We start from the raw sequence: 20202 nt of genomic DNA, 5'->3' as shown, positions 1-20202 counted from the left end.
CGACGGAGTCATCCGCGGGGCGCGGCGCCAGGGAGGGCCGCGCCCCGTGGCGCTTCGTGCTCGCGGAGGGCTGGACTTCTTTGGTAGGTATCCGCGCCATGACTTCAAAAGTCCACTGGATGGACTGTCAGGGCGCCTCTCATGTCGAAGCGGTACTTCGAACTCACTGACGACCTCCACATCCCCGAGCGCTGGGACCTGGACGCGCCCCTGGACGCGCGGGGCCAGCAACTGGCGGAGTCGCTGTTCACGGCGGGCGAGCCGGTCACGTGCGAGGGGCCGCTGAGCCTGCCGCTCCGGGCGTATGACGGCGTGGCGCTGGACTTCACCGAGGCGGGCGTGGGCATCCCGGTCGTCAGCGCGCGGCTGGCCGCCGTCTTCGCCGAGCGGGCGCCCCGGGACACGCAACTGCTGCCCGTGCAGGTGGAGGCCCATCCCGAGCCCTTCTTCCTGCTGGTGTGCACGCGGCGGGTGGAGCAGGAGAAGACGCCCTCCCGCGCGGGTCCTCCGCGACTGGATGTCACGCGGGTGGGTGACGCGCAGGTGTTCCGCGCCCGGGGGTGGCAGACGCTGCTCGTCACCGAGGAGCTGAAGCAGGCGCTGGAAGCGGTGGGCGGCACGGGCCTGCGCTTCTGGGAACTGCCGGCGGCCCCGAGTCCGAGCCCGGGCACCGGCACCGCTGCCGCGGCGGAGGCCCGGCGCCAGGCGCGGGAGCGGCACGAGCAAGCACAGGTGGCGCGCGTGGACTTCTGGCACACGCTGGGCGTGGTGGATGAACAAGCGCGGATTCCCCTGGTGAACCACGGGGCGTGGCCGGGCCGTCGTCAGGCGTGGCGTGTCCTGCGCCGCGCCGGGGGCAGCACCCTGCTGGTGACGGACGGACTGTCGGATCCCTTCCCCGAGAGCGAGGCCCCCTCGGTGGGGTTCGGCCTGGAGCTGCTGCTGGAGACGGACTCGGAGATGAAGGAGGTGCACAAGAATTGGCCCCTCCAGCTCCTGCAGCGGGTGGGTGATGAACTGGCGCGGAGCGAGCCCGTGCGCGAGGCGGTGAAGGTGGGCCCCTTCTGCCTGGATGTGTCGGGCAAGCGGATGCCCACGTTGCTCGTCACCCAGGAGGGCCGGGTGGGCGTGCTGTTGGGTGTGGAGTCGGGGACGCTGCCTGGACACTTCGCACTGCCAGAGGGAGACGTGAGGCTCGTCACGGTGAAGGCACTGCTGCCGGCGGAGTTCGCGTACGTGATGGAGCGAGGAGCCGAGGGCCGGGAGCAACTGGCGCGCTACTTCTCGAGCAGTGGCGAGGAGCACCTGTCCCGGGCGCGGAGGAAGTCCGTGCTGCCCATGCTGCGGTGAGCGGGGCCACCCCTCCCTGCTCGATCGGTGATACCATGCGACTCACGTGGGGGGGGGATGAGTCCATGAAACACCGAGTGCTGACGCTGGCACTGCTTCTCGGCTGGGGAACAGGGTGCCCACATGCCTGGGTCAAGGGAGGTACCATGGACATGGCCTTGCGAAAGGACATGGAAGCGGAGCGAAGGAGCAAGGGGCTGGTGTTCCCTTGCCACATGCCCAGGGCAGAATGGATGGAACTTTGCTTTGACGAAGACGGACACACGACTTCGCTGGAGTGCCCACCAGAATGTCGACCCTACAAGTAGCTTGAGGCGACGCACTCCATGAAATGGCGCATCTTGGGGGCAGTTCTCGTCGGCATTTCCCTACCGCTACCCACGCTATGGCTGCTCGCATCCACCTCGGTCGTTCCCAGCGCGCAATCGCCACATACCCAACGCCGGAATCTCGTTCCCATGCTCACGCCAATCGAGCGGCAGAACGTGCTCACCTATGGCCGGAAGTGCCGAACGGATATGGACTGCGATCCACGGCTGCGCTGTTTCTTCAGCATGGTGACTCAGGACAGTTACTGTGTGGACAGCAGGTGCATGACGGACTCGCAGTGCCCAGATGGATTCGCCTGCCAGACATATACAGCCAGGAACAAACAAGACCTCATCAACGCCTGCTCCCTCGTGGGAGACCGCAAGGAAGGAGAAGTGTGCGCGGGCTTCACTCGCGAGCGGCAGTACGGCTGTGAACAAGGGCTGCGCTGCCATTACCGGTGCGGCCGTCCCTGCCAGCCGGACGACCCAGCCAGTTGTCCGGAGGGCTTCTTTTGTAAGGACGTGCCCACCGGAGCTGTGTGTCAGCCCACGTGCGAGGGGCGCACCTGCCCCGAGGGACAGCAGTGCATTTCGGTGGCCCCGCGCATCTCCATCTGCGCCACGGTCCACGGAGAGAACTGTCAGCAGACCCCTTGCGAGCGGGAACAAGTCTGCACCGTCAGCGACTACCCCCTGTCTCCGGGCGAGGTGTGGATGGGCTGCCAGCAACCCTGTGACACCCAGGCCGAAGGTCCGTTCTGTCCCGAGGACTCGGTGTGTGACCTGTACCGGTGTCGCAAGAAGTGCACACCCGGGGATTCCTCCATCTGCGGAGACGGGTACATCTGCAAGCACCGCACCGATGAACTGTGGCTATGCGAGTCCAACCATCGGACCGCGAGTACTGATTGACATCGATGCTCCACCCGAGCCATCAAAAGGCCGTCCCCGCCCCCAGCACGGGAGAGGCCACGCGGCCCAGTCGCACGGTGCGTGACCCGTTCGCTTCCCACAACTTCAAGACGAAGGGCCCCTCCATCCGCACGTCCTCGACCCGTGCCTCAATGAAGAGATCGACGGATTTGCTCGGCGGAACAGGTTCCTCGGGCCACCCCCAGGCTTGATCCAAAGTCCTGGGGGGAGGTTTTGAGGAGGGGTGGGAGGGAGACAAGCCGTATCAGGCAATGAGGTGGCGTTCTCCCAGACGGCCCTCGCGAGAGGCGCCCCCCGGGGAGGGATACTGGCTGAAGACGGACCCGCGAAGCCGAGGAGGTGGAAGCAGAGGAGACCGGAGCCAGGCGCTGGCGGGCGCTCAGGCAAGTGCGGCCAGAGTCTCCGGGAGCACCGCCAGGCCCAGCAAGCCTTGGTAGAGCACTTCCTGGGTGCGAGCATAGGACACGGGCCTGCCGTCTTTTGGGGGCAGGTGCGTGCGCACCAACGCCAACAGGTTGTAGGCCAGCAGCCGCAGCCAACTGAGCACCACGGGAGCCTGCCCCCGTAGGCTGGCCGAGGCCGTGTCTTCCTCCAGCACCACGTCCGCCGTCCAGTTCGGCCCGTTCTCTATTCCCCAATGCCCTCTCACTACTGTCAGCATCTGCTCCCCCGACAACTCCCCACTGGGAATGGAGGTGAGAAACAGTCGCGTCTCCACCTCGGGCAAACGCCCCTCGCGCTCCCGCGTGCTGCGCACCCATATCCATTGCCGGGCTTCGGGAAACTCTTCTGTCTCGGGTACGGGCGTGACTCTCAACTCCCTTTCCACCCACTCGCCCCGCGCCTTCTCTCTCACTCTCACCTGTACCGGGGCCGTTGCCAGCGCTATCCACGCCACGTCGTGCAACCGGCTGAAGTTCTCCTTGAGCGCGAACAGGTAATGTTTGCCCGCTTCCCTCACCGCCCTCGCGTTCGCCGCGCTCGTCAGCCCCGCGTCCCCTGTCACATACTTGAAGTGCTCGCCATACTTCTCCACGACTCGTCCGAGCAACTTCGCAAAGGCCGTCGCTTCTCCTTGCTTGCCTTCCAACATCATCTGGTCGAGCACCGGGCACGCCCTGCTGCTGGTGAGCGCCGCCCGGAGCGCGAAGGGGTACCAATACTCCTGCCCTTGCTCATCCCGGAGTGTGTGACAGGGCTCGCACGGCGCTTGTCCTCGCGTGCTCTCCCCCGCCTTGCCGTCAATCGACACCACTCCCGCCGCCAGCTTGTCTTGCCTCAGCACTCCCTGCTCGAGTGCTGTCCGCACCGACTGCTGCAACACCTTGTCCCATCCCTCGGGCCCAAGCTGACTGAGCAGTCTATCCAACGTCGTGTCCGACACCGCTCCGCTCAACCCCTTCGGCTCCGTCCCTTCACGCACCAGGTCCTCCCCCAATGCCTCTACCTGTCGCAGCACTCTTCTTCCCGTCGCCATCCCCACCACCAGCAGCGACAGGAGCGCCCCCAACCCGTGCCTCTTGCCGCGACTGGCCCGCGGGTCCACTATCTCCTTGAACGTCAGTCCCAATCGCGTCAGCATCTGCTGCACGGCCGAGGTGTTTGCTCCCTGCTGCTTCCTCGTCCCTGTTTGCTTCTCAGGGGGTGTGGAGGGCCCGCCAGCTCTCCCGCCCCGGTTTTTCTCCCCGTCCACGTCGACTCTCCAACGGCCTCATCTGGCCCGCGTCCTACCTGTGCCGGACTCGTGCCTCGCGATCAGCCCACCGCTGCCCGCGCCACCTCGTCCCATGGATGGGCACCTTACCTCGCCCGTAGGTCCAGGTGGGATAACTTCTCTCGTGGGACTTTGAATCAAGCCTGCGGGCCACCCCTCCCTGCTCGATCGGTGATACCATGCGACTCACGTGGGGGGACGAGTCCATGAAACACCGAGTGCTGACACTGGTACTCATTGTCACCTGGGGAACAGGGTGCCCACATGCCTGGGTCAAGGGCGGTACCATGGACATGGCCCTGCGCAAGGACATGGAAGCGGAGCGAAGGAGCAGGGGACTGGTGTTTTCCTGCGACATGCCCAGGGAAAAGTGGCTGCGACTTTGCTCCAACAAGAATGGACGCACGACTTCGGCCAGCTGCCCACAGGAATGTTGGCCCAGAGATTGAGCCGAGGCAACGCAATCCATGAACTGGCGCATCTTGGGCACAGCCCTCATCGGCGTTATCCTCCCACTCCCCGCGCTATGGCTGCTCGCCTCCGCCTCGTTGGTCCCTGGCTGGAAACCAGCACACGCCGAGCGCCAGGATGTCATTCCCATGCTCACTCCAGCCGAGAGGAACAACACGCTCACCTATGGCCGGAGCTGCCAAACGGACGCGGACTGTGATCCGCGGCTGCGCTGCTTCTTCAGCATGGTGACCCATCACAGCTACTGTGTGGATAGCAGATGCATGACGGACTCGCAGTGTCCGGAGGGATTCACCTGCCAGACCTATACATCCGACAGCGGCAAGGACCTCCTCAACGCCTGCTCGCTGGTGGGAGATCGCAAGGAAGGAGAAGTGTGCGCGGGATTCACTCGCGAGCGGCAGTATGGCTGTGAAAAAGGACTGCTCTGCCATTACCGGTGCGGCCGTCCCTGCCAGTTGGATGAACCCGCCAGTTGCCCGGAGGGCTTCTTCTGCGAGGACACGCCCACTGGCGCCCTTTGCCAACCCACGTGCGAGGGGCGCACCTGTCCCGAGGGGCAGCAATGCGTCTCGGTGGCCCCGCGCATCTCCATCTGCGCCACGGTCCACGGGCAGAACTGCCAGCAGACCCCTTGCGAGCGGGAACAGCCCTGCACCGTCAGGGACTATCCCCTGTCTCCAGGCGAGGTGTGGATGGGATGCCGGCAACCCTGTGATACCCAGGCCGAAGGTCCGTTCTGTCCCGAGGACTCGGTGTGTGACATGTACCAGTGTCGCAAGAAGTGCACGCCCGGGGATTCCGCCGCCTGCGGAGACGGGTACATCTGCAAACACCGCACCGATGAACTGTGGCTATGCGAGTCCAACCACCGGGCCGCGAGTGATGATTGACATCGATGCACCACCCGAGCCGTCATCAAAAGGCGGTCCCCGTGCCCAACACGGGGAAGGCCACACGGCCCAGCCGCACGGTGCGTGACCCGTTCGCCTCCCACAACTTCAAGACGAAGGGCCCCTCCGTCCGCACGTCCTCGACCCGCGCCTCGATGAAGAGATCAACCAATGTGCTCGGCGGAATAGGTTCCTCGGGCCACACCGAGCCTCGCCAGGCTTCACCCTTTGGGCCCACCAACTTCGCCCCGTGAGCTGTCCAGGGCGTCTCACTGTTGTTCCGCACCCGAACCCGTACGATGGCCCTCTTGGAAGTTCGACAGGTGGAGAACTCCGCCGTGATCAACACCGAGCCCAGCGGTTGGACGGTATCACCGGGCACACAAGACATTCCGCGCTCGTCCGCCACTCCAGACACCAACATTCCCGCGAGTCCGAGCGGCGCGTCGCGTCCGGCGTTCAACCTCGCGAGTTCCGCGTGGAGCCGGTCATTCTCCTCGTGAGTTCGCCTCAACTCCGCTTCCAGCGAACTCGCCGAGCGGGGGTGGCGCAAAACCCGGACCTGCCGTTCGGCCATCACGGGATGCATGAGCAGCCGGAAGGAGACACACGCAGGTGCAGCGTCATCCGCGAAGCACACCGTCAACGCACCAGGCTTTTCGCTCCTCGGATTTTCCACGGGCATGAGCGCCAACGTGTGTTTTCCAAGCTCCGCCACCTCGAATCGACCGGAATCCTCGAGCGTCATTCCGTCCGGACGCACGTCCGAGTCGAAGACAAACGTCGTCACCAATCCCGGACTCAGCTGGACCTCGTGCATCTCCGCCAAGGCCCCCACGGTCAACTCGATGCATCGACCCTCCACATCCTCTGGAGGAGGACACATCTGGGAGGGAGCGGATACCCCCATGAAGAGCGACAACATCAGAGGTGAAGTGAACACAGGGCCTTGAACCTCGATGAGAAAGCGATGGGGAGCGGACCCAGAGCGTTCCGGCCCGCGCTCCCCTCATTTGAATTGCTTCACGGCAACCACATACTCCGAGGAGTAGATCAAGACCGTGTCTGGGCTCCTGCCGGGCTCCCGGATGAGCACCCCTCGCCCCCCCTTGAACATGTCCGTCAGCTCCAGACATACCGGAAAAGGTTCTCCGCCCTTGATGCGCGCCTGGGTGAAACGGCCATACACACGGTCCCGCCCCACGGTGAGCATCCCGGAAATGAAGATGCCGGTCTGCCCCGCCCAGCGGCCATGTCGCAAGTCGATTTCCACATGTGCGAGACCTTCCTGCACGGGGATGTTGTTGACCTGCCGGCTGTCAAACATGACCAGTGCTCTCTCGCCCACGGGCAATGCCAACTCACGAGACATAGCCTCGACCGCTCCCGCCGGGCACTCGGCCGGCTCCGGAGTGGCCGACACCTGCCGCTGCGGGGCCGAGCACCCCGCCAAGGCGTGACACACCAGTCCCGCCCCCACCACCCGGGCCGTGCGTCCGAGGGCCTTCTTCGTCTTCGTGTCCTTGTTCAAGCGCGTGTCTTCCTTACCGAGCATCGTGGGAACCACGACGGGCGCGGGGATGAGTTCCTCGGGAGAGGACACCGCGCCCCCCTCAGCGTCCATTGGCCTCCCCGGCGGCGCCATTTCCTGGCCCGAGAGGGATTGAAGCACCCCGAGCGCCAGCCCCAGCACCAGCACCCCGCCGAGCCCCCACCACCACCCCCTCGGGGAACGCCCGGGCACCAGGGACTCCTCCCTGGCCACGGGGCGGCCCCGCACGGGAGGGTGGTGCTCGGCATGGGCCACCAGCCGCTCGAGGCGGGCCAGGGCCTCGTCCGTCTCCAGCGGCGCCACCTCGTGCGTGGTGGCGGTGTCTGGCCCATAAGCGTCACACAACGGCACCTCCCAGTCCGCCCCCGCCCCCGCCCGCGCCGCCTCCAGGGCCTCGCCCACCGCCGCCGCGTCCGCGAAGCGCTCCCCGGGCGTCCTCGCCAGCAGGCGCAGGCACAGCGCGCTCAGGGCCACGGGCACCCGGGGGTTGCGCGCGCGTGGGGGCTCCGGCTCCGGGTGCAGCACCGCCCCCCACTCCGTCCCCTCGAAGGGCCAGCTCCCCGTGAGCAGCCAGTACAGCAGCACCCCGAAGGCCCACAGGTCATCCCCCGGCGGGGACTCGTAGCGCTCGCCCCGCGAGTGCCCCAGCAGGAAGCGCATCGCCTCGGGGCTGCGGTAGCGCGGCGTGCCCGGAGGCAGGAGCACGGTGAGGCGCGGAGCGTTCACGTAGCTCGCGGCGCCGAAGTCCACCAGCACCACCTCGCCCCCCTCCTCGCGCACCAGCACGTTGTCGCCCTTCACGTCCCGGTGCACCACGCCCGCGCCATGCACCGCCTCCAGCACCCCCACCAGCGCCCGCGCCTTCTCCACCACCTCGCGCGCCGAGGGATTCGTCTCCCGCGCCCAGGCGTACACCGTGCGGCCCTTCACGTACCGGGTGACCAGGAAGAGAAAGCGCGGCGCCACCGCGGGCCAGTGTCCATGTCCCTCCAGCGCCGCGATACCGGGCAGCTTCAGCCGCGCCATCACCTCCAGCTCCCGCTGCCCCCACGTGCGCGCGAGCGCCAGCGGAATGAGCTTCACCGCGAATACCCCGCCCTCGCGGCGCGCCCGGTACACGCTGCCCTGTCCTCCCGTCCCCAGCCGCGCCTCCAGGTGGTAGCCACCCACGTTCACGCCCGGGCGCGGGAACTCGAACGCCCGGGCGCGCTCCCGCCTCCAGCCCCTCGGACGCCGGAGCACGAAGGCGCCGCGCGAGTGCACGCCCCGGGCCTGTCCTTCCGCCCGGCTCATCGGGTCGTCGTGGAGCGCGCGGAGTCTCCACCGCGAGCGCTGTAGGAGCCCACGGTCTGGGCCTCGTGCGGCAGGTGGGCCACCTCGCGCTCCAGTTGCCGGACCTCCCGCGCGGCCCGCCAGGCGCCGTACCAGAGGGTCCGGCCCTTCAGGCAGCGCAGCAGCTCCGCCTGCACTTCAGCGGCCGTCACGTAGCGATCCCCGGGCTCCTGGCGCAGCAACGTGTGGACAACCGCCTTCACCGGCTCCGAGACGTCCCGCGCGGCGTACTCCACGTCACTGGGACGGAAGAGCTCGGCCCGGATCGCCAGCTGATCCACCGACCGGGCCTCTTCTCGCGACATGGGGTGGACGGCGAGCCGGAGCAGCAGGAGGAGCCGCGCCACGCGCTGGTCCACGGTCGCCACGTAGTAGAGGTGCTTGTGGGTGAGCAGTTCCAGCAGCACGAGCCCCAGGGAGAACAGGTCCAGCCGTGCATCCGGCCTCGCGCGCACCAGCCGCGGGCACAGCCGCTCGGGCGCGGCATAGTCGGGGTCTCCGAGCGGATCCGTCAGCCCCGTGAGCGTCTCGCGTCCCGGCAGGGGACACCCGGCGAGGTCGAAGTGGGTGAGCTTGGGCTGGCCGCCGCGGTCCACCCGGATGTTGTCCGGGCACACGTTGCGATGAACCAGGCCCCAGGGCGGGAAGTCCCCACCCCGCATGGAATGCGCGGCATGGAGGGCCCCGGCCACCTGGGCGCAGACATACAGGGCGAACTCCTCGCTCAGGGGCCTGCCCCGCATCGCCGCGTAGCCGAGCAGCTTGGTCAGGGAGTGGCCCTCGATGAACTCCGACACCGTGAAGTGCTGGGTCCCACGCGAGTGGCAACCGAGGACGCGGGCGATCCCCGGATGCACGAGCCCCGACAGCAACCGCGCTTCCGCCTCCAGGCGCCGGCGCGGCTTCCAGGGCTGCAACCCCCCCAGGCTCTTCACCACCACCGGGGTGGAGCCGTGGTGCGCGGCGTGCCGCCAGGCCAGGAAGATGAGCTCTCCGTAGGGACCCGTGCCCACACACTTGATCTGCTCGTACTCGACGCCTTCCTCGCGGAAGAGCAGCTGCCCCGTGCCGGGCGGGACGCGCCGGTGCCGGGACGGGATGAAACCGAACATGGGGTGACCTCCATCTGGCGACATGACTCGCCAGGTGGGGTTCACCCTACTTCCAATGTGATGTCCGCCGGAATGACCTGGAGGGTCAGGCACCCCTGGGCGGATGCATCAGGACTCCAGGGCGCACGTGGCCTGGACGATGTTCTCCGCGGCGCGAGGCAGGGGCCGCGCGACGAAGGGCTCCGGGTCCGGATGGATGGGCACCGTGCGCTGGCGCAACGCCCCGCCCTCGCGTCCGGCGACGAAGGACTGCAGCTCCGAGACGATCGACAGGGCGATCTCGTCCGCCCCCTCCGCCCCGATGTCCAACCCCACCGGCCCGTACAGCCGCGCGAGCTGCGCGGGCGTCGGCCGTATGCCCTGCCCCTCCAGCGTCGTGAGCAGCCGCTCGAGGCGGCGCCGGGGACCCAGCACGCCGATGTAGCGCACGGGCGAGGGCAGCAGCCGCGAGAGCAGCTCCTCGTCCTCGGTGAAGTTGTGCGTCATGAGCACCGCGAGCGTGCGCGCGTCCAGGTTCAGCGCGTCCAGCGTCATGCCGGCGCGGGCGCCCACCCACGCGTCCGCCCGGGGAAAGCGCGTCTTCAGGTTGCCCGAGGGCCGCGTACCCACCACCGTCACGTGCCAGCCAATGTTCTTGGCCAGCTCCACCACCGGGTGCACGTCGAAGCCCGTGCCGAAGAGCACCAGCGGCACCGGCGGAGCCACCACCTCGATGGCCACCTCCACCACGCACGTGTCCGTCTCCCGGCGCTGGTAACCCGAGTGGCCGCTCGCGAGCGCCTGCGCCAGGTCCTCCATCAACAGCGCGCGCAGGGCCTCGTCCTGGACGCTCGAGTCCGTACGCCCGAGCGCGTCACGCATCACCCGCGCCCCCACCCGCTCGCGCCCCGTGCCCGAGACGACCACGGTGGCGATCGCCGCCGTCACCCGCTCGGCCTGGCTGCGCTCCAGGAAGTCCAACACGTGGGGCCGGGAGCCCTCCAACCGCTCCAGGAGCAGCTCGACGAGCCCGTTGCAGCCCAGACCCATGGTGAAGGCGAACTCGTCATCCGCGCGCGAGTCGTACTGGATGACGACCGCCTCGCCCTGCTCGGTGCGCCAGAGCGCCTTGCGCAGCACGTCGGACTCCAGGCACCCACCGCTGATGCCGCCCGCGAGCTGACGCTCGCCCGTCATCAACATCCGCGCACCGGGCCGCCGGTACGTCGAGCCCTCCACCCGCACGAGCGTGGCGAGCAGCAGCGGCTCTCCGCTCGCCCGGGCCGCCCTGTACGCGGTGAGGACCTCGCTCAACTCTCGCATGGGGCGTCGTGCCTCCTCGTAGCTCCAGCGGCCAGTGTCGCACACGCCGGGCCGTGGCATGAAATACGGGGGTCATACCTAGTTGCCCGGTGTTTTCGACGCCAATCTCATTCACGCTTCACTCCCAGGGAAATCCCCCAGCGCCGAGTGAAGAAAGGGTGCGCGCATGGAAGCGGTGACGGTGGTGGTGCTCGCGGCGGGGGCCTCCTCGCGGCTCGGCCGGCCCAAGCAGCTCGTCGAGTGGCGGGGGGAGACGCTCGTGCACCGGGCGGCGAGGCTCGCGGTGGAGTCGGGGCTGGGCCCGGTGCGGGTGGTGACGGGGGCGCGCGCGGAGGAGGTCTCCCGGGCCGTGACCTCCCTGCCCGTCACCTGCGTCCACAACCCGCGCGCCGAGGAGGGAATCGCCAGCTCCATCCGCCAGGGGCTCGAGGGCGTCGACACGGCGGTGCTGGTGCTCACGTGCGATCAGCCGTTGCTCACGGCCGAGCACCTGCGCGCCCTGGCCCACACCTGGCGCGACACGGGGGCGCCCATCGTCGCGTCGGCCTACGAGGGCGTCGTGGGGGTGCCCGCCCTGTTCTCCCCGGCCCTGCTCCCGGAGCTGCTCGCGCTCGAGGGGGACCAGGGGGCGCGCGCCGTGTTCCGGGGACGCCGGGTGGAGCCGGTGACGCTCGAGGGCGGAGGCCTGGACGTGGACACCGAGGCGGACGTGGAGCGGCTCCAGGAGCGGCTCCAGGAGCGACTCCAGCGGGGCGGCGAGCCCGGTTGAGCCGCCGCCCGGGCCCGCGCGCTACGCGGACGGAAGCCGCCGGGTGGACTCCACGAGGGCCGCCAGGGGGGCGCTCTCCGAGCGCAGGAGCGCGGGGGCGGGCTGCTCACGGCGCAGCGCCACGTACGCCTTGATGGCGGCGTCCAGGCCCACGTCCCGCTTGGCCTTCTCCGACAGGAACCACTTGTGCTCGAGCACCTGGCAGTACAGCTCGGCCTCGTCCGCCGCCGCGCCCAGGTCCTTCTGGAACTTGTTGATGGTGGGCCGGAAGCGCTCGTCGAGCCAGCGGAACGCCGCCACGCTCAGGGGCACGCTCCGGTTGAGCTCGCGCGTGAGCGTGGCCTTCAGCTCGCGCACCTCGTTGAGCAGCATCGCCGCCTGGCGCTCCTCGGCCACCAGGCCCGTGAGGTTGTGCAGCTGGTGGCGATGGTACTCGCGGTCCGTGACGATGGTGCGCATGCGCAGCTGGCTGCCGTCGCCGCTGGCCACCAGGTCCACCTCGCCCACCGAGAAGCCCAGGTCATTGAGCGCCCGGATGCGCTCGTGGATGCGGTAGCTCTCGCTGCGCGAGATGGGGATCTCCTTGTTGATCTCCGTCCACAGCCGCTCGTAGCGCTGGCGGATGCTCGGGGCCGTCTCGTACACGTCGAGCACCGCGGGCAGCTCCACCTCCTCCATGGCCGCCAGGTCCGCCAGGCCCCCGGTGACGTTCTCCTCCATGATCATCAGGTCCAGCTCGCGCTGGCCGTCGGACAGCTTCGCGTGCAGCTCGGACGTCTCGGCGTCCACCGCGTACGCCTGCAGCTCGCCCGCGTCGCGGCGGAAGAGCACGTTGGACAGGGAGCAGTCGCCCCAGAAGAAGCCACCCAGGTGCAGGCGCACGAGCAGGCTGGCCATGGCGTCGAGGAGCCGCTCGCGGTAGCGCTCCAGGCCCTTGTTCATGAAGAGCACGCGGTAGGGCAGCGACGAGCTCAGGTACTGGGTGAAGAGGATGGCCACCTCGTTGCCGGGCTGATCCGGGGCGCGCACGCGCGCGTGCCCCACGGGGGTGACCGAGGGCAGCCGCCGATCCTCCAGGCCGCGCAGCACGTCGTACTCGCGCTGGCCGATGGGCATGGGCAGCTCCTTGAGCGCGTAGATCTCCGCCCCGTAGCTCACGAAGACGACCGTGTGCCGCGACAGACCGCGCGGCACCTCGACCAGGCGCGGACACACCTCGCGGTTCCAGGCCTCCAGCGGTAGGTGCCAGGGCAGATCCAGGAAGTCCGGATGGCCCTGGCGCAGGTGGATCGCGTTGAGAGCACGAGCGGGCGTCATGACGCCCATGTTAACGCGAGAACCCACGGGAATCAGACTCCGGGTGTCATGAGACACGTGCACTCCTCCCCCGCGCCGGTAGGATCGGCGACCATGAACACGCTTCAAGGATGGACAGCCCTGGTGACCGGGGCCACTTCGGGCATTGGTGAAGCCTGCGCCCTCTCGCTCTCCCAGGAAGGCGCGCGGCTCATCCTAGTGGGACGCCGCGAGGAGCGGTTGCATTCCCTCGCCGCACGCCTCCCTACCCCATCCCACTGTCTCGTATTGGACGTCGGTTCGCGCGAAGAGGTCGACTCCTCGCTCGCCTCCCTGCCGCCGGAGTTCGCCGACGTGGACGTGCTCGTCAACAACGCGGGGCTGGCGCTGGGGCAGTCGCCCGCGCACGAGGCGTCCATGGATGACTGGGAGGCGATGATCGACACCAACTGCAAGGGGCTGGTGTACGTGACGCGCGCGCTCCTGCCGGGCATGGTGCGGCGCAACCGGGGGCACGTGGTGAACCTGGGCTCGGTGGCGGCCACCTACCCCTACCCGGGCGGCAACGTGTACGGGGCCACCAAGGCGTTCGTGCACCAGTTCTCCCAGAACCTGAAGGCGGACCTGGCGGGCACACGCGTGCGGGTGACGGACGTGCAGCCCGGCATGGTGGAGACGGAGTTCTCGCTGGTGCGCTTCAAGGGCGACGCCGAGCGCGCGGGCAAGGTGTACGAGGGCATGGAGCCGCTCACCGCCGCGGACATCGCCGACGTGGTGCTGTGGTGCGTCACCCGCCCCCCGCGCGTGAACATCAACGTCATCGAGGTCATGCCCGCCGACCAGGGCTTCGGCCCCTTCAACGTGAAGCGGCGCTGAGCGCATGACCTCGGACGAACGGCGAGCGGAGCGGGAGGCTCCCCAAGGCGAGCGCACGGTGCACTGCGCGGATGCGCTCGCGTGGCTGGAGGCGCAGGGGGTGCTCGAGGGGTGCTCGCTCATCACCTCCATGCCCGACGTGTCCGAGTTCCCCACCCTCACCCTCGCCGAGTGGAAGGACTGGTTCGTGCGCACCGCGGCGCTCGTGCTCTCGCGCTGCCCGGACGAGGGCGTCACCATCTTCTACCAGACGGACATCAAGAAGGACGGGACGTGGGTGGACAAGGGCTACCTGGTGCAGAAGGCCGCCGAGCAACAGGGACACGCCCTGCTCTGGCACAAGGTGGTGTGCCGCGCCCCCGCGGGGCAGACGACCTTCGGACGCCCCGCGTACTCGCACCTGTTGTGCTTCTCGCGCGACGTGCGCGCCGACCTCTCGCGCTCCACCCCCGACGTGCTCCCCCAGGCGGGTGAGGTGACGTGGACGCGCGGCATGGGCGTGGAGGCGTGCCTCGCCGCCTGCCGTTACGTGCTGGAGAACACCTCCACGCGCCGCATCGTGGACCCCTTCTGTGGCCATGGCACGGTGCTCGCCGTGGCCAATGACCTGGGGCTGGACGCGGTGGGCGTGGAGCTCAGCCGCAAGCGCGCGAAGAAAGCCCGCGCCCTGCGCATGCCCCTGGGCGACACCGAGCCCGGCGACTCGGGCCCGGACGAGGAGTCCTGAGCCACCGCCCGCGCACCTCCCCCGATGCGCGAGCGTTCAAGTTAGGGCTAAAGCCATGACCCTGTCACAGATGCCGGTGCTTGAGTTTCCAGCGATGCTCCACGGTCCTACCGGCGCCATCCTCCGCGCGGTGAGAACCGAGGGCCGCAGGTGGGCCCGGGAGTACCTCAAGACGGGAGCCTTTACCCATCCCCGGCGGATGCTCCAGGTGCCGCCCGGCGAGGTGCTGCTCATGCATTCGGGGGCCGAGTTCGACATCATCCCCCAGCCCCGCTGGCGGGTGCACCTGTTCGACGAGGTCTTCATGTACTTGAATGACGGCGTCCCGAAAGAGGAGCGTCAGCGAATGGAGGAAGCCTTCGAGTCCTTCAGCTTGAGCACCCCGTGGGGGGCACTCCACCATGCAGTATCTCCTCCCCCGCCGCGCAGCGCACAGCGCATGGCGAGGCGGCTCGCCGCGCTGCTGCGCTTCTGGGACGTCCTCCAAGGCCCGCGCTACGCATTCTGGTTTGATCGCGAGTACACGCTGGAGGAGTTGGTGGAGGACATCTACGGCATGACGCTGGAGGCGTGGTGCCCTGGAGGCCCTGTCTCGGTGCACGAGCAGTTGGCACGGACAGTGGAGCACATGTCTCGTGCGACCCGACAGGATTGCATGGAGGCCTTGATCCGGGTGATTCCTGCATTGGTCAAGGTGGACACCGAATTCAAGCACCGAGAGGAACTCAGCGACCCGGGCTTCCTTCGCGAGCGCCTCGGCGCACTCCGCCCAGAGGACTTCGAGGATGTCTCCAGCGCATGGAAATACACGGTGACCATGCAGTTGGCTGCCTGGGACAGGGCGTTGGGGCGACACTAGCATCCCAGCTCTGAAGTGCCCTCCCTTAACGCATCTCCTGCCGCGCCCCCAGCCACTCGGTGAATCGCTGGCTTCCGCCGACGGCGCGCTCCCGGGCGAATTCGGCGAAGGCGGGCACGATCTCGGCTCGTGCCCGCCGCAGCGGTGTCTTCCAATCGGCCGGCTCGCCATGGGCCAGGAGGTCATAGCCGTCGGACAGCACACGCTGCCGGTGGGCGATCACGGAAAAGGGCAGGCGGTGCGCGTTGCGCAGCAGATCGTGGAGCAGCAGGAAGGTCGAGGTGCGTCCGCGCCCGCCGCGGCAGTGATAATGAACCCAGGCGCCGTCGGGCAGGCGCTCGAGAAACGCGACGAAGCGATCGAGCTCTCCGGCATCCGGGCCGTGGTGGTCCGTGACGAGCAGCCGGGCATAGCCGGCGCCGGCCTCGGTGCAGATGGACTCCTCGGTGCACACGGTGCCGAACGCGGCGATGGGACGCACCGGCTCGGGCGGGCCGCGATCCTTGCCCTGGCCGTCGAAGGCGAGTGATTCGTGGCGCCGCAGCGAGTCCAGCAGGCGCAGTTCCTCGGCCAGCGTGGCCTCCCGCGTGCGGCCTCGATTGCCGACATTGCGTGGCGCGTACCACGACACGGGCAGGTCGCCGAGGAACCCGTGTGACTCCTCGCGGAGGTCCACGACGACGAGTGGGCCAGGGGTGTTGGCGGCGAGCGCTCGCAGCGCGGCGCCTCCCATTTGCGCGCTGCCAGACGCACGGAGTGCGTACCAGCCTGCTTCCTCGATACCGGCCGGGACGTTCGCGGTCGAGCGGAAGCGTCGCGGGAGCGCCTCGTCGCCAGCAGCGTCGCGAACAAGGAGTGGAGCGTGTTCGTGTGGTGGGGCCGTGAGCGACATGAATGAACTGTCGCCGAAACCTACCACCTGCGCCAGGGTGCCCATCGCCAGTGCGAGGTGCGGACCCGCGACAAGGCCCAGCGCGATGCGAATCACCACCGCTGGGTCTGGTACACCATTCGTCCCAGCCCAGACGTTCTGGCTGGACTATCCGGGTATTCGGGAGTTCAGTCCCAGGCTCTCCTCACACCAGGAGCCGTACCCGATGAAGAACAGTCCTCTGCTGTTGATGTTGGCGGTACTCCACCTGTCCGGCACAGCCGCCCTGGCCCGGACCGGAATGGCCGGCGCCGAGTCAGGCCACCGCGAAAGCCCCGAGGGTGCCGGGCTGGCCGCGGCGCAGTGCAGCCCGCGCGTTCCGCTGAGCACCCGGGGCCGGTACATCGTCGACCGCTGCGGAGAGCGCTTCAAGCTGAAGTCCTTCAACTGGTTCGGCGCGAGTGATCAGCTCGAGGTGGTGGGAGGCCTGGACAAGCAGAAGCTGTCGGACCTCGTCACGGGAATGAAGGCGCTGGGCTTCAACTCCGTCCGGCTGCCGTTCTCCAACAACATGCTGCACCCGGATGACAACAAGCCCGCGGCGCAGCGGTGTCTGGAGAAGCACGGCGTCACGTGTATCGACACCACGAAGAACCCGGAGCTGCTGAACAAGACGGCGCTCGAGGTCTACGACGCCGTCGTGGCGGAGCTGACGCGGCAGGGACTGGTGGTCATCCTGAACAACCACACGACGAAGTCCATGTGGTGCTGCGGCTGGGATGGCAATGGCTTCTGGGACAGCAGCCAGGCCCTGCAGCGGTGGCAGGACGACTGGGTGATGCTGGCGACGCGCTACCAGGGCAACAAGTGGGTGGCCGGGGCCGACCTGCGCAACGAGGTGCGTCCGGACGGACTGGACAGCCCCAACTGGGGGATGCGCAACCAGCATGACTGGCACATGGCGGCCCAGACGATGGGCAACCTGCTGCTGCGCACGAACCCGGACCTGCTCATCGTCGTCGAGGCGGTCAACTGGTGGGGACTCCTGGACGGAGCGCGCCCGCAGCTCAAGCCCATGAGGCAGCGGCCCGTCGCCCTGTTGCGCGGAGACAAGCTCGTCTACGCCGTGCACAACTATGGCTACACCGGGCCCAATCAGTCGGGAGGCTCGCTGGGCAGCGGCCCGAAGTACAGCGACATGGACAAGGCAACACTCCACGGCACGTTGGATCAGGAGTGGGGCTTCGTGCTCGAGGCGAATCAGGCGTACACCGCGCCGGTCTGGATGAGCGAGTTCGGCGTCGGCTACAACGAGCAGGCGGCCAACTCCCGGGCGTGGTTCAACCACCTCGCGGACTACCTGATCGACAAGGACGTCGACTGGGCCTACTGGGCCATCAACGCGGCGAAGATCCAGAACTCGGTGCAGGGGGAGGAAGAGACCTACGGCCTGTGGAGCTATCCGGACTGGAATGGCGTGCGCGGCGGTGACTGGCGGCTCGGGACGGGCCCCTTGGGCCGACTGCTCGGGGCGGACGGGCGGACAGGCGCCGTGGATGCGACGCGCTTCCTGGCGATGGCCGTCCTCGTGAAGGACGGCGACTCCACCTACTACGTGGACAACAACTCGCTGGATTTCGACTGGCACTCGGGCAAGGCGAAGCTCAGCTGTCCGCGGGGCTACCGCCTGGTGGGGGTGAGCGAGAACTTCTCCATCCTCTGCACCAACGCGGGAGCCGTTCCCGCGCAGCAGGGCACGGGGAGCTACCACACGGTCACCCAGGAGGTCTCACCGCTGCGCTACCCGGGTGACTGGGCCAGCCAGAGCATCAAGTTCGAGTGCCCCACGGGCTCCTACGCGGTGGGCATCTCCACGGCGAACCCGTTCACGATCGAGCTGGCGGGCCTGCTCTGCGAGCAGAACACCGGTGGAATCCCTCTCAACAACAGATCGGCGAAGGACTTCTGGGGAGGAGACCAGCGCGCATCGAACTCGGGAGGCGACTGGAGCGCGGGCAAGCACAAGGGGCAGTGCGCCGACAACCAATACATCATCGGGGTGGCGCATCGCCGGAGCTGGCTCACGGACTACGCGTCGGTGGTGCTCTGCTCCAACTGAGAGCGCTCGGGGCCTCGCGAGTCACCCGCGGACCGTCCAGGCGGAGGGCTGGGTCATCCACCTCGAACCAGCCCTCGGACATCGTGTATCCATCGCGACGATGCCGCGCCCGTTCAGCTCCTCGAAGGCGCTGGCGATGGCGTCGTTCAGCGTTGGCGCGCTCGTCATCCCGGTGTTCCCCGAGCGGCCCGGGCGAGGCGCTCGGACATGCGGCGCAGGTGCTCGATGAGCTCCGGTGGCTCGTGCACCTCGAAGTCGAAACCCATGAAACCCAGGTGGAACGCGAGCGCCTCGAGGCTGTCCGCGCCCGTGTGCACGAGGCACCGCTCCCCCTCCCGTTCCTCCACGCGGGCGGCGACGCCGGACAGGCGCTCGGAGACCGTCCGCGCCGAGGCATGCACCGTCACCCGCGCGCGGAAGCGGTAGACCTCCGTCGAGACGGCTTGCGACACGTAGGCGGCCACGTCCTCGGACGGCAGGGGCCGGGGTTTGAAGGCGCGTCCCGTCCTCGGGCCCGGGCCGATGCGGTCCACGCGGAACGTGCGCCACCCCTCCCGCTCGAGGTCGTACGCCAGCAGGTACCAGCGGGAGCGGGTGTGCACGAGGCGGTAGGGCTCCACGCACCGCGCGCTCACCGCGCCCTCGCGGCCCGCGTAGTCGAAGCGCAGCGACTCCCCATCCCGGCAGGCGTTCGCGATCACCGCCAGGGCCTCGGCATCCACCGTGGGCCCCGCGTCCCCGAGCCGCACGCTCACGGCTTGCAGGGCATTCACCCGGCGCCGCAGCCGCTTGGGCAGCACCTGCTCCAGCTTCCCGAGCGCCCGCACCGCCGCATCCTCCAGGCCCGTCACCGGACCGGCCGCCGCGGCACGCAGGCCCACCGCCACGGCCACGGCCTCGTCGTCCTCGAGCGGCAGTGGAGGCAATTCCTTCCCGGCACCGAGCTGGTAGCCACCGCCCACGCCCGCCGTCGCGTGCACCGGGTAGCCCAGCGTCCGCAACCGCTCCACGTCCCGGCGCACGCTGCGCTCGGTGACGCCCAGCTCGCTCGCCAGCGCTCCGCCCGCCCAGAAGCGCCGGGACTGCAACAGTGACAGCACCTTGAGCAGCCGGGCGGAGGTCTGGACCATGGGACGGCTCCTCGAATCGCGGACCGAATCTGTCCGCGAGGCTTCCTAGCTTCTCCTCGTCACCGGGGCGAGCCCGAAAGCGCCGCGCCCCCTTTCCAGGAGTCCCACCATGACGACCGCTTCCTCCCCTTCCACCGGTGTCCGGACATACCGGGGCAGCTGCCAGTGTGGCGCCGTGCGCTTCGAGGCCGACTTCAATCCGAGCGCCGGAACGACCCGGTGCAATTGCACCATCTGCACCAAGACGGCCTGGTGGGGCATGAACGTGAAGCCGGAGTCCTTCCGCCTCGTGGCCGGCCAGGAGGTGCTGCGTGACTTCTCGCGCCATGAGGCCATCCATGCCCACTTCTGCGGGGTGTGCGGCATCCGCGTCTTCGGGCACGGGAACATCCCGGAGCTGGGCGGCGCGTTCTACGGGGTGAACCTCAACTGCCTGGATGGCGCGGAGCTCTCAGGCGCCCCGGTGCGCTACCTCGATGGGCTCCACGACACCTGGGCGGAACTCGCCGTGGCGCCCTACGTGAGCCCGTTCTCTCCCGCGGCGCACGCCCGCGCGTAGCTCCGTGACCGGGGGCGCGCGGAGGA

General features: G+C 68.4%; 17 protein-coding genes. 9 read left to right on the top strand and 8 right to left on the bottom strand.

What is annotated here, in order from left to right; genetic code table 11:
- Positions 1-141 precede the first annotated feature (141 nt).
- Positions 142-1350 (top strand): suppressor of fused domain protein, encoded by a 1209-nt coding sequence (locus tag D187_RS06960; RefSeq protein WP_002628419.1) that lies wholly within the window; start codon positions 142-144, stop codon positions 1348-1350.
- A gap of 458 nt (positions 1351-1808) precedes the next feature.
- Positions 1809-2573 (top strand): hypothetical protein, encoded by a 765-nt coding sequence (locus tag D187_RS54800; protein ID WP_155893201.1) that lies wholly within the window; start codon positions 1809-1811, stop codon positions 2571-2573.
- 400 nt (positions 2574-2973) lie between these two features.
- Here the strand turns inward: D187_RS54800 and D187_RS06955 are convergent, their stop codons facing one another.
- Positions 2974-4176: an ISAs1 family transposase gene (locus D187_RS06955; RefSeq protein WP_245591638.1), complete on the bottom strand. Its 1203-nt coding sequence runs from the start codon at positions 4174-4176 to the stop codon at positions 2974-2976.
- A 731-nt stretch (positions 4177-4907) separates the two neighbouring features.
- On the opposite strand from D187_RS06955, the gene D187_RS06950 reads away from it, so the two are divergent.
- A complete protein-coding gene (locus D187_RS06950; RefSeq protein ID WP_020917830.1) occupies positions 4908-5672 on the top strand; it encodes a hypothetical protein in 765 nt (254 codons plus the stop codon).
- 25 nt (positions 5673-5697) lie between these two features.
- Here the strand turns inward: D187_RS06950 and D187_RS59175 are convergent, their stop codons facing one another.
- The 4 genes from D187_RS59175 to D187_RS06930 form a co-directional block, all read right to left on the bottom strand.
- Complete coding sequence (locus D187_RS59175; RefSeq protein WP_076606114.1) at positions 5698-6582, bottom strand: DUF2381 family protein; 885 nt, start codon at positions 6580-6582, stop codon at positions 5698-5700.
- A gap of 99 nt (positions 6583-6681) precedes the next feature.
- Entirely contained in the window at positions 6682-8517 is a 1836-nt protein-coding gene (locus D187_RS06940) for a serine/threonine protein kinase (RefSeq protein WP_002631155.1), read from the bottom strand.
- Complete coding sequence (locus tag D187_RS06935) at positions 8514-9668, bottom strand: serine/threonine protein kinase (protein WP_051256235.1); 1155 nt, start codon at positions 9666-9668, stop codon at positions 8514-8516. Before D187_RS06935 ends, D187_RS06940 begins: the two co-directional genes overlap by 4 nt.
- A gap of 108 nt (positions 9669-9776) precedes the next feature.
- Complete coding sequence (locus tag D187_RS06930) at positions 9777-10970, bottom strand: XdhC family protein (RefSeq protein WP_002631153.1); 1194 nt, start codon at positions 10968-10970, stop codon at positions 9777-9779.
- Positions 10971-11136: 166 nt separating this feature from the next.
- Between D187_RS06930 and D187_RS06925 the strand changes: the two genes are divergently transcribed.
- Positions 11137-11739 (top strand): nucleotidyltransferase family protein, encoded by a 603-nt coding sequence (locus tag D187_RS06925; protein ID WP_002631152.1) that lies wholly within the window; start codon positions 11137-11139, stop codon positions 11737-11739.
- A gap of 21 nt (positions 11740-11760) precedes the next feature.
- On the opposite strand, the gene D187_RS06920 is transcribed toward D187_RS06925, so the two are convergent.
- The gene (locus D187_RS06920; protein WP_245591627.1) at positions 11761-13083 is read right to left on the bottom strand and encodes a DUF4032 domain-containing protein; all 1323 of its coding nucleotides are present in this window, start codon (positions 13081-13083) and stop codon (positions 11761-11763) included.
- Positions 13084-13149: 66 nt separating this feature from the next.
- Between D187_RS06920 and D187_RS06915 the strand changes: the two genes are divergently transcribed.
- From D187_RS06915 to D187_RS49550, 3 genes are read left to right on the top strand one after another with little or no spacing between them, the layout of a single operon-like run.
- Positions 13150-13911, top strand: coding sequence for an SDR family oxidoreductase (locus D187_RS06915; RefSeq protein WP_002631150.1), 762 nt, complete (start codon positions 13150-13152; stop codon positions 13909-13911).
- A 4-nt stretch (positions 13912-13915) separates the two neighbouring features.
- Positions 13916-14638, top strand: a complete 723-nt coding sequence (locus D187_RS06910) for a class I SAM-dependent methyltransferase (RefSeq protein ID WP_002631149.1) — start codon at positions 13916-13918, stop codon at positions 14636-14638.
- 55 nt (positions 14639-14693) lie between these two features.
- Positions 14694-15497: a hypothetical protein gene (locus tag D187_RS49550; RefSeq protein ID WP_076606099.1), complete on the top strand. Its 804-nt coding sequence runs from the start codon at positions 14694-14696 to the stop codon at positions 15495-15497.
- 25 nt (positions 15498-15522) lie between these two features.
- On the opposite strand, the gene D187_RS06900 is transcribed toward D187_RS49550, so the two are convergent.
- Positions 15523-16230 carry a protein-tyrosine phosphatase family protein gene (locus D187_RS06900; protein ID WP_002631147.1) on the bottom strand — a complete coding sequence of 236 codons (708 nt, stop codon included), beginning with the start codon at positions 16228-16230 and terminating at the stop codon, positions 15523-15525.
- Between the two features lie 364 nt (positions 16231-16594).
- On the opposite strand from D187_RS06900, the gene D187_RS06895 reads away from it, so the two are divergent.
- A complete protein-coding gene (locus D187_RS06895) occupies positions 16595-18487 on the top strand; it encodes a glycoside hydrolase family 5 protein (protein ID WP_002631146.1) in 1893 nt (630 codons plus the stop codon).
- Positions 18488-18651: 164 nt separating this feature from the next.
- Here D187_RS06895 and D187_RS06890 read toward each other — a convergent pair whose 3' ends face one another.
- Entirely contained in the window at positions 18652-19617 is a 966-nt protein-coding gene (locus tag D187_RS06890; protein WP_002631144.1) for a helix-turn-helix transcriptional regulator, read from the bottom strand.
- 109 nt (positions 19618-19726) lie between these two features.
- On the opposite strand from D187_RS06890, the gene D187_RS06885 reads away from it, so the two are divergent.
- On the top strand, positions 19727-20176 hold the full coding sequence (locus tag D187_RS06885; RefSeq protein WP_002631143.1) for a GFA family protein: 450 nt from the start codon (positions 19727-19729) through the stop codon (positions 20174-20176).
- Positions 20177-20202: the final 26 nt, after the last annotated feature.

The sequence above is a fragment of the Cystobacter fuscus DSM 2262 genome, assembly GCF_000335475.2.
In the GTDB taxonomy this organism is placed as follows: domain Bacteria; phylum Myxococcota; class Myxococcia; order Myxococcales; family Myxococcaceae; genus Cystobacter; species Cystobacter fuscus.
The sequence above is the reverse complement of the archived record's forward strand: the minus strand, read 5'-3'. Positions and strand labels throughout refer to the sequence as shown.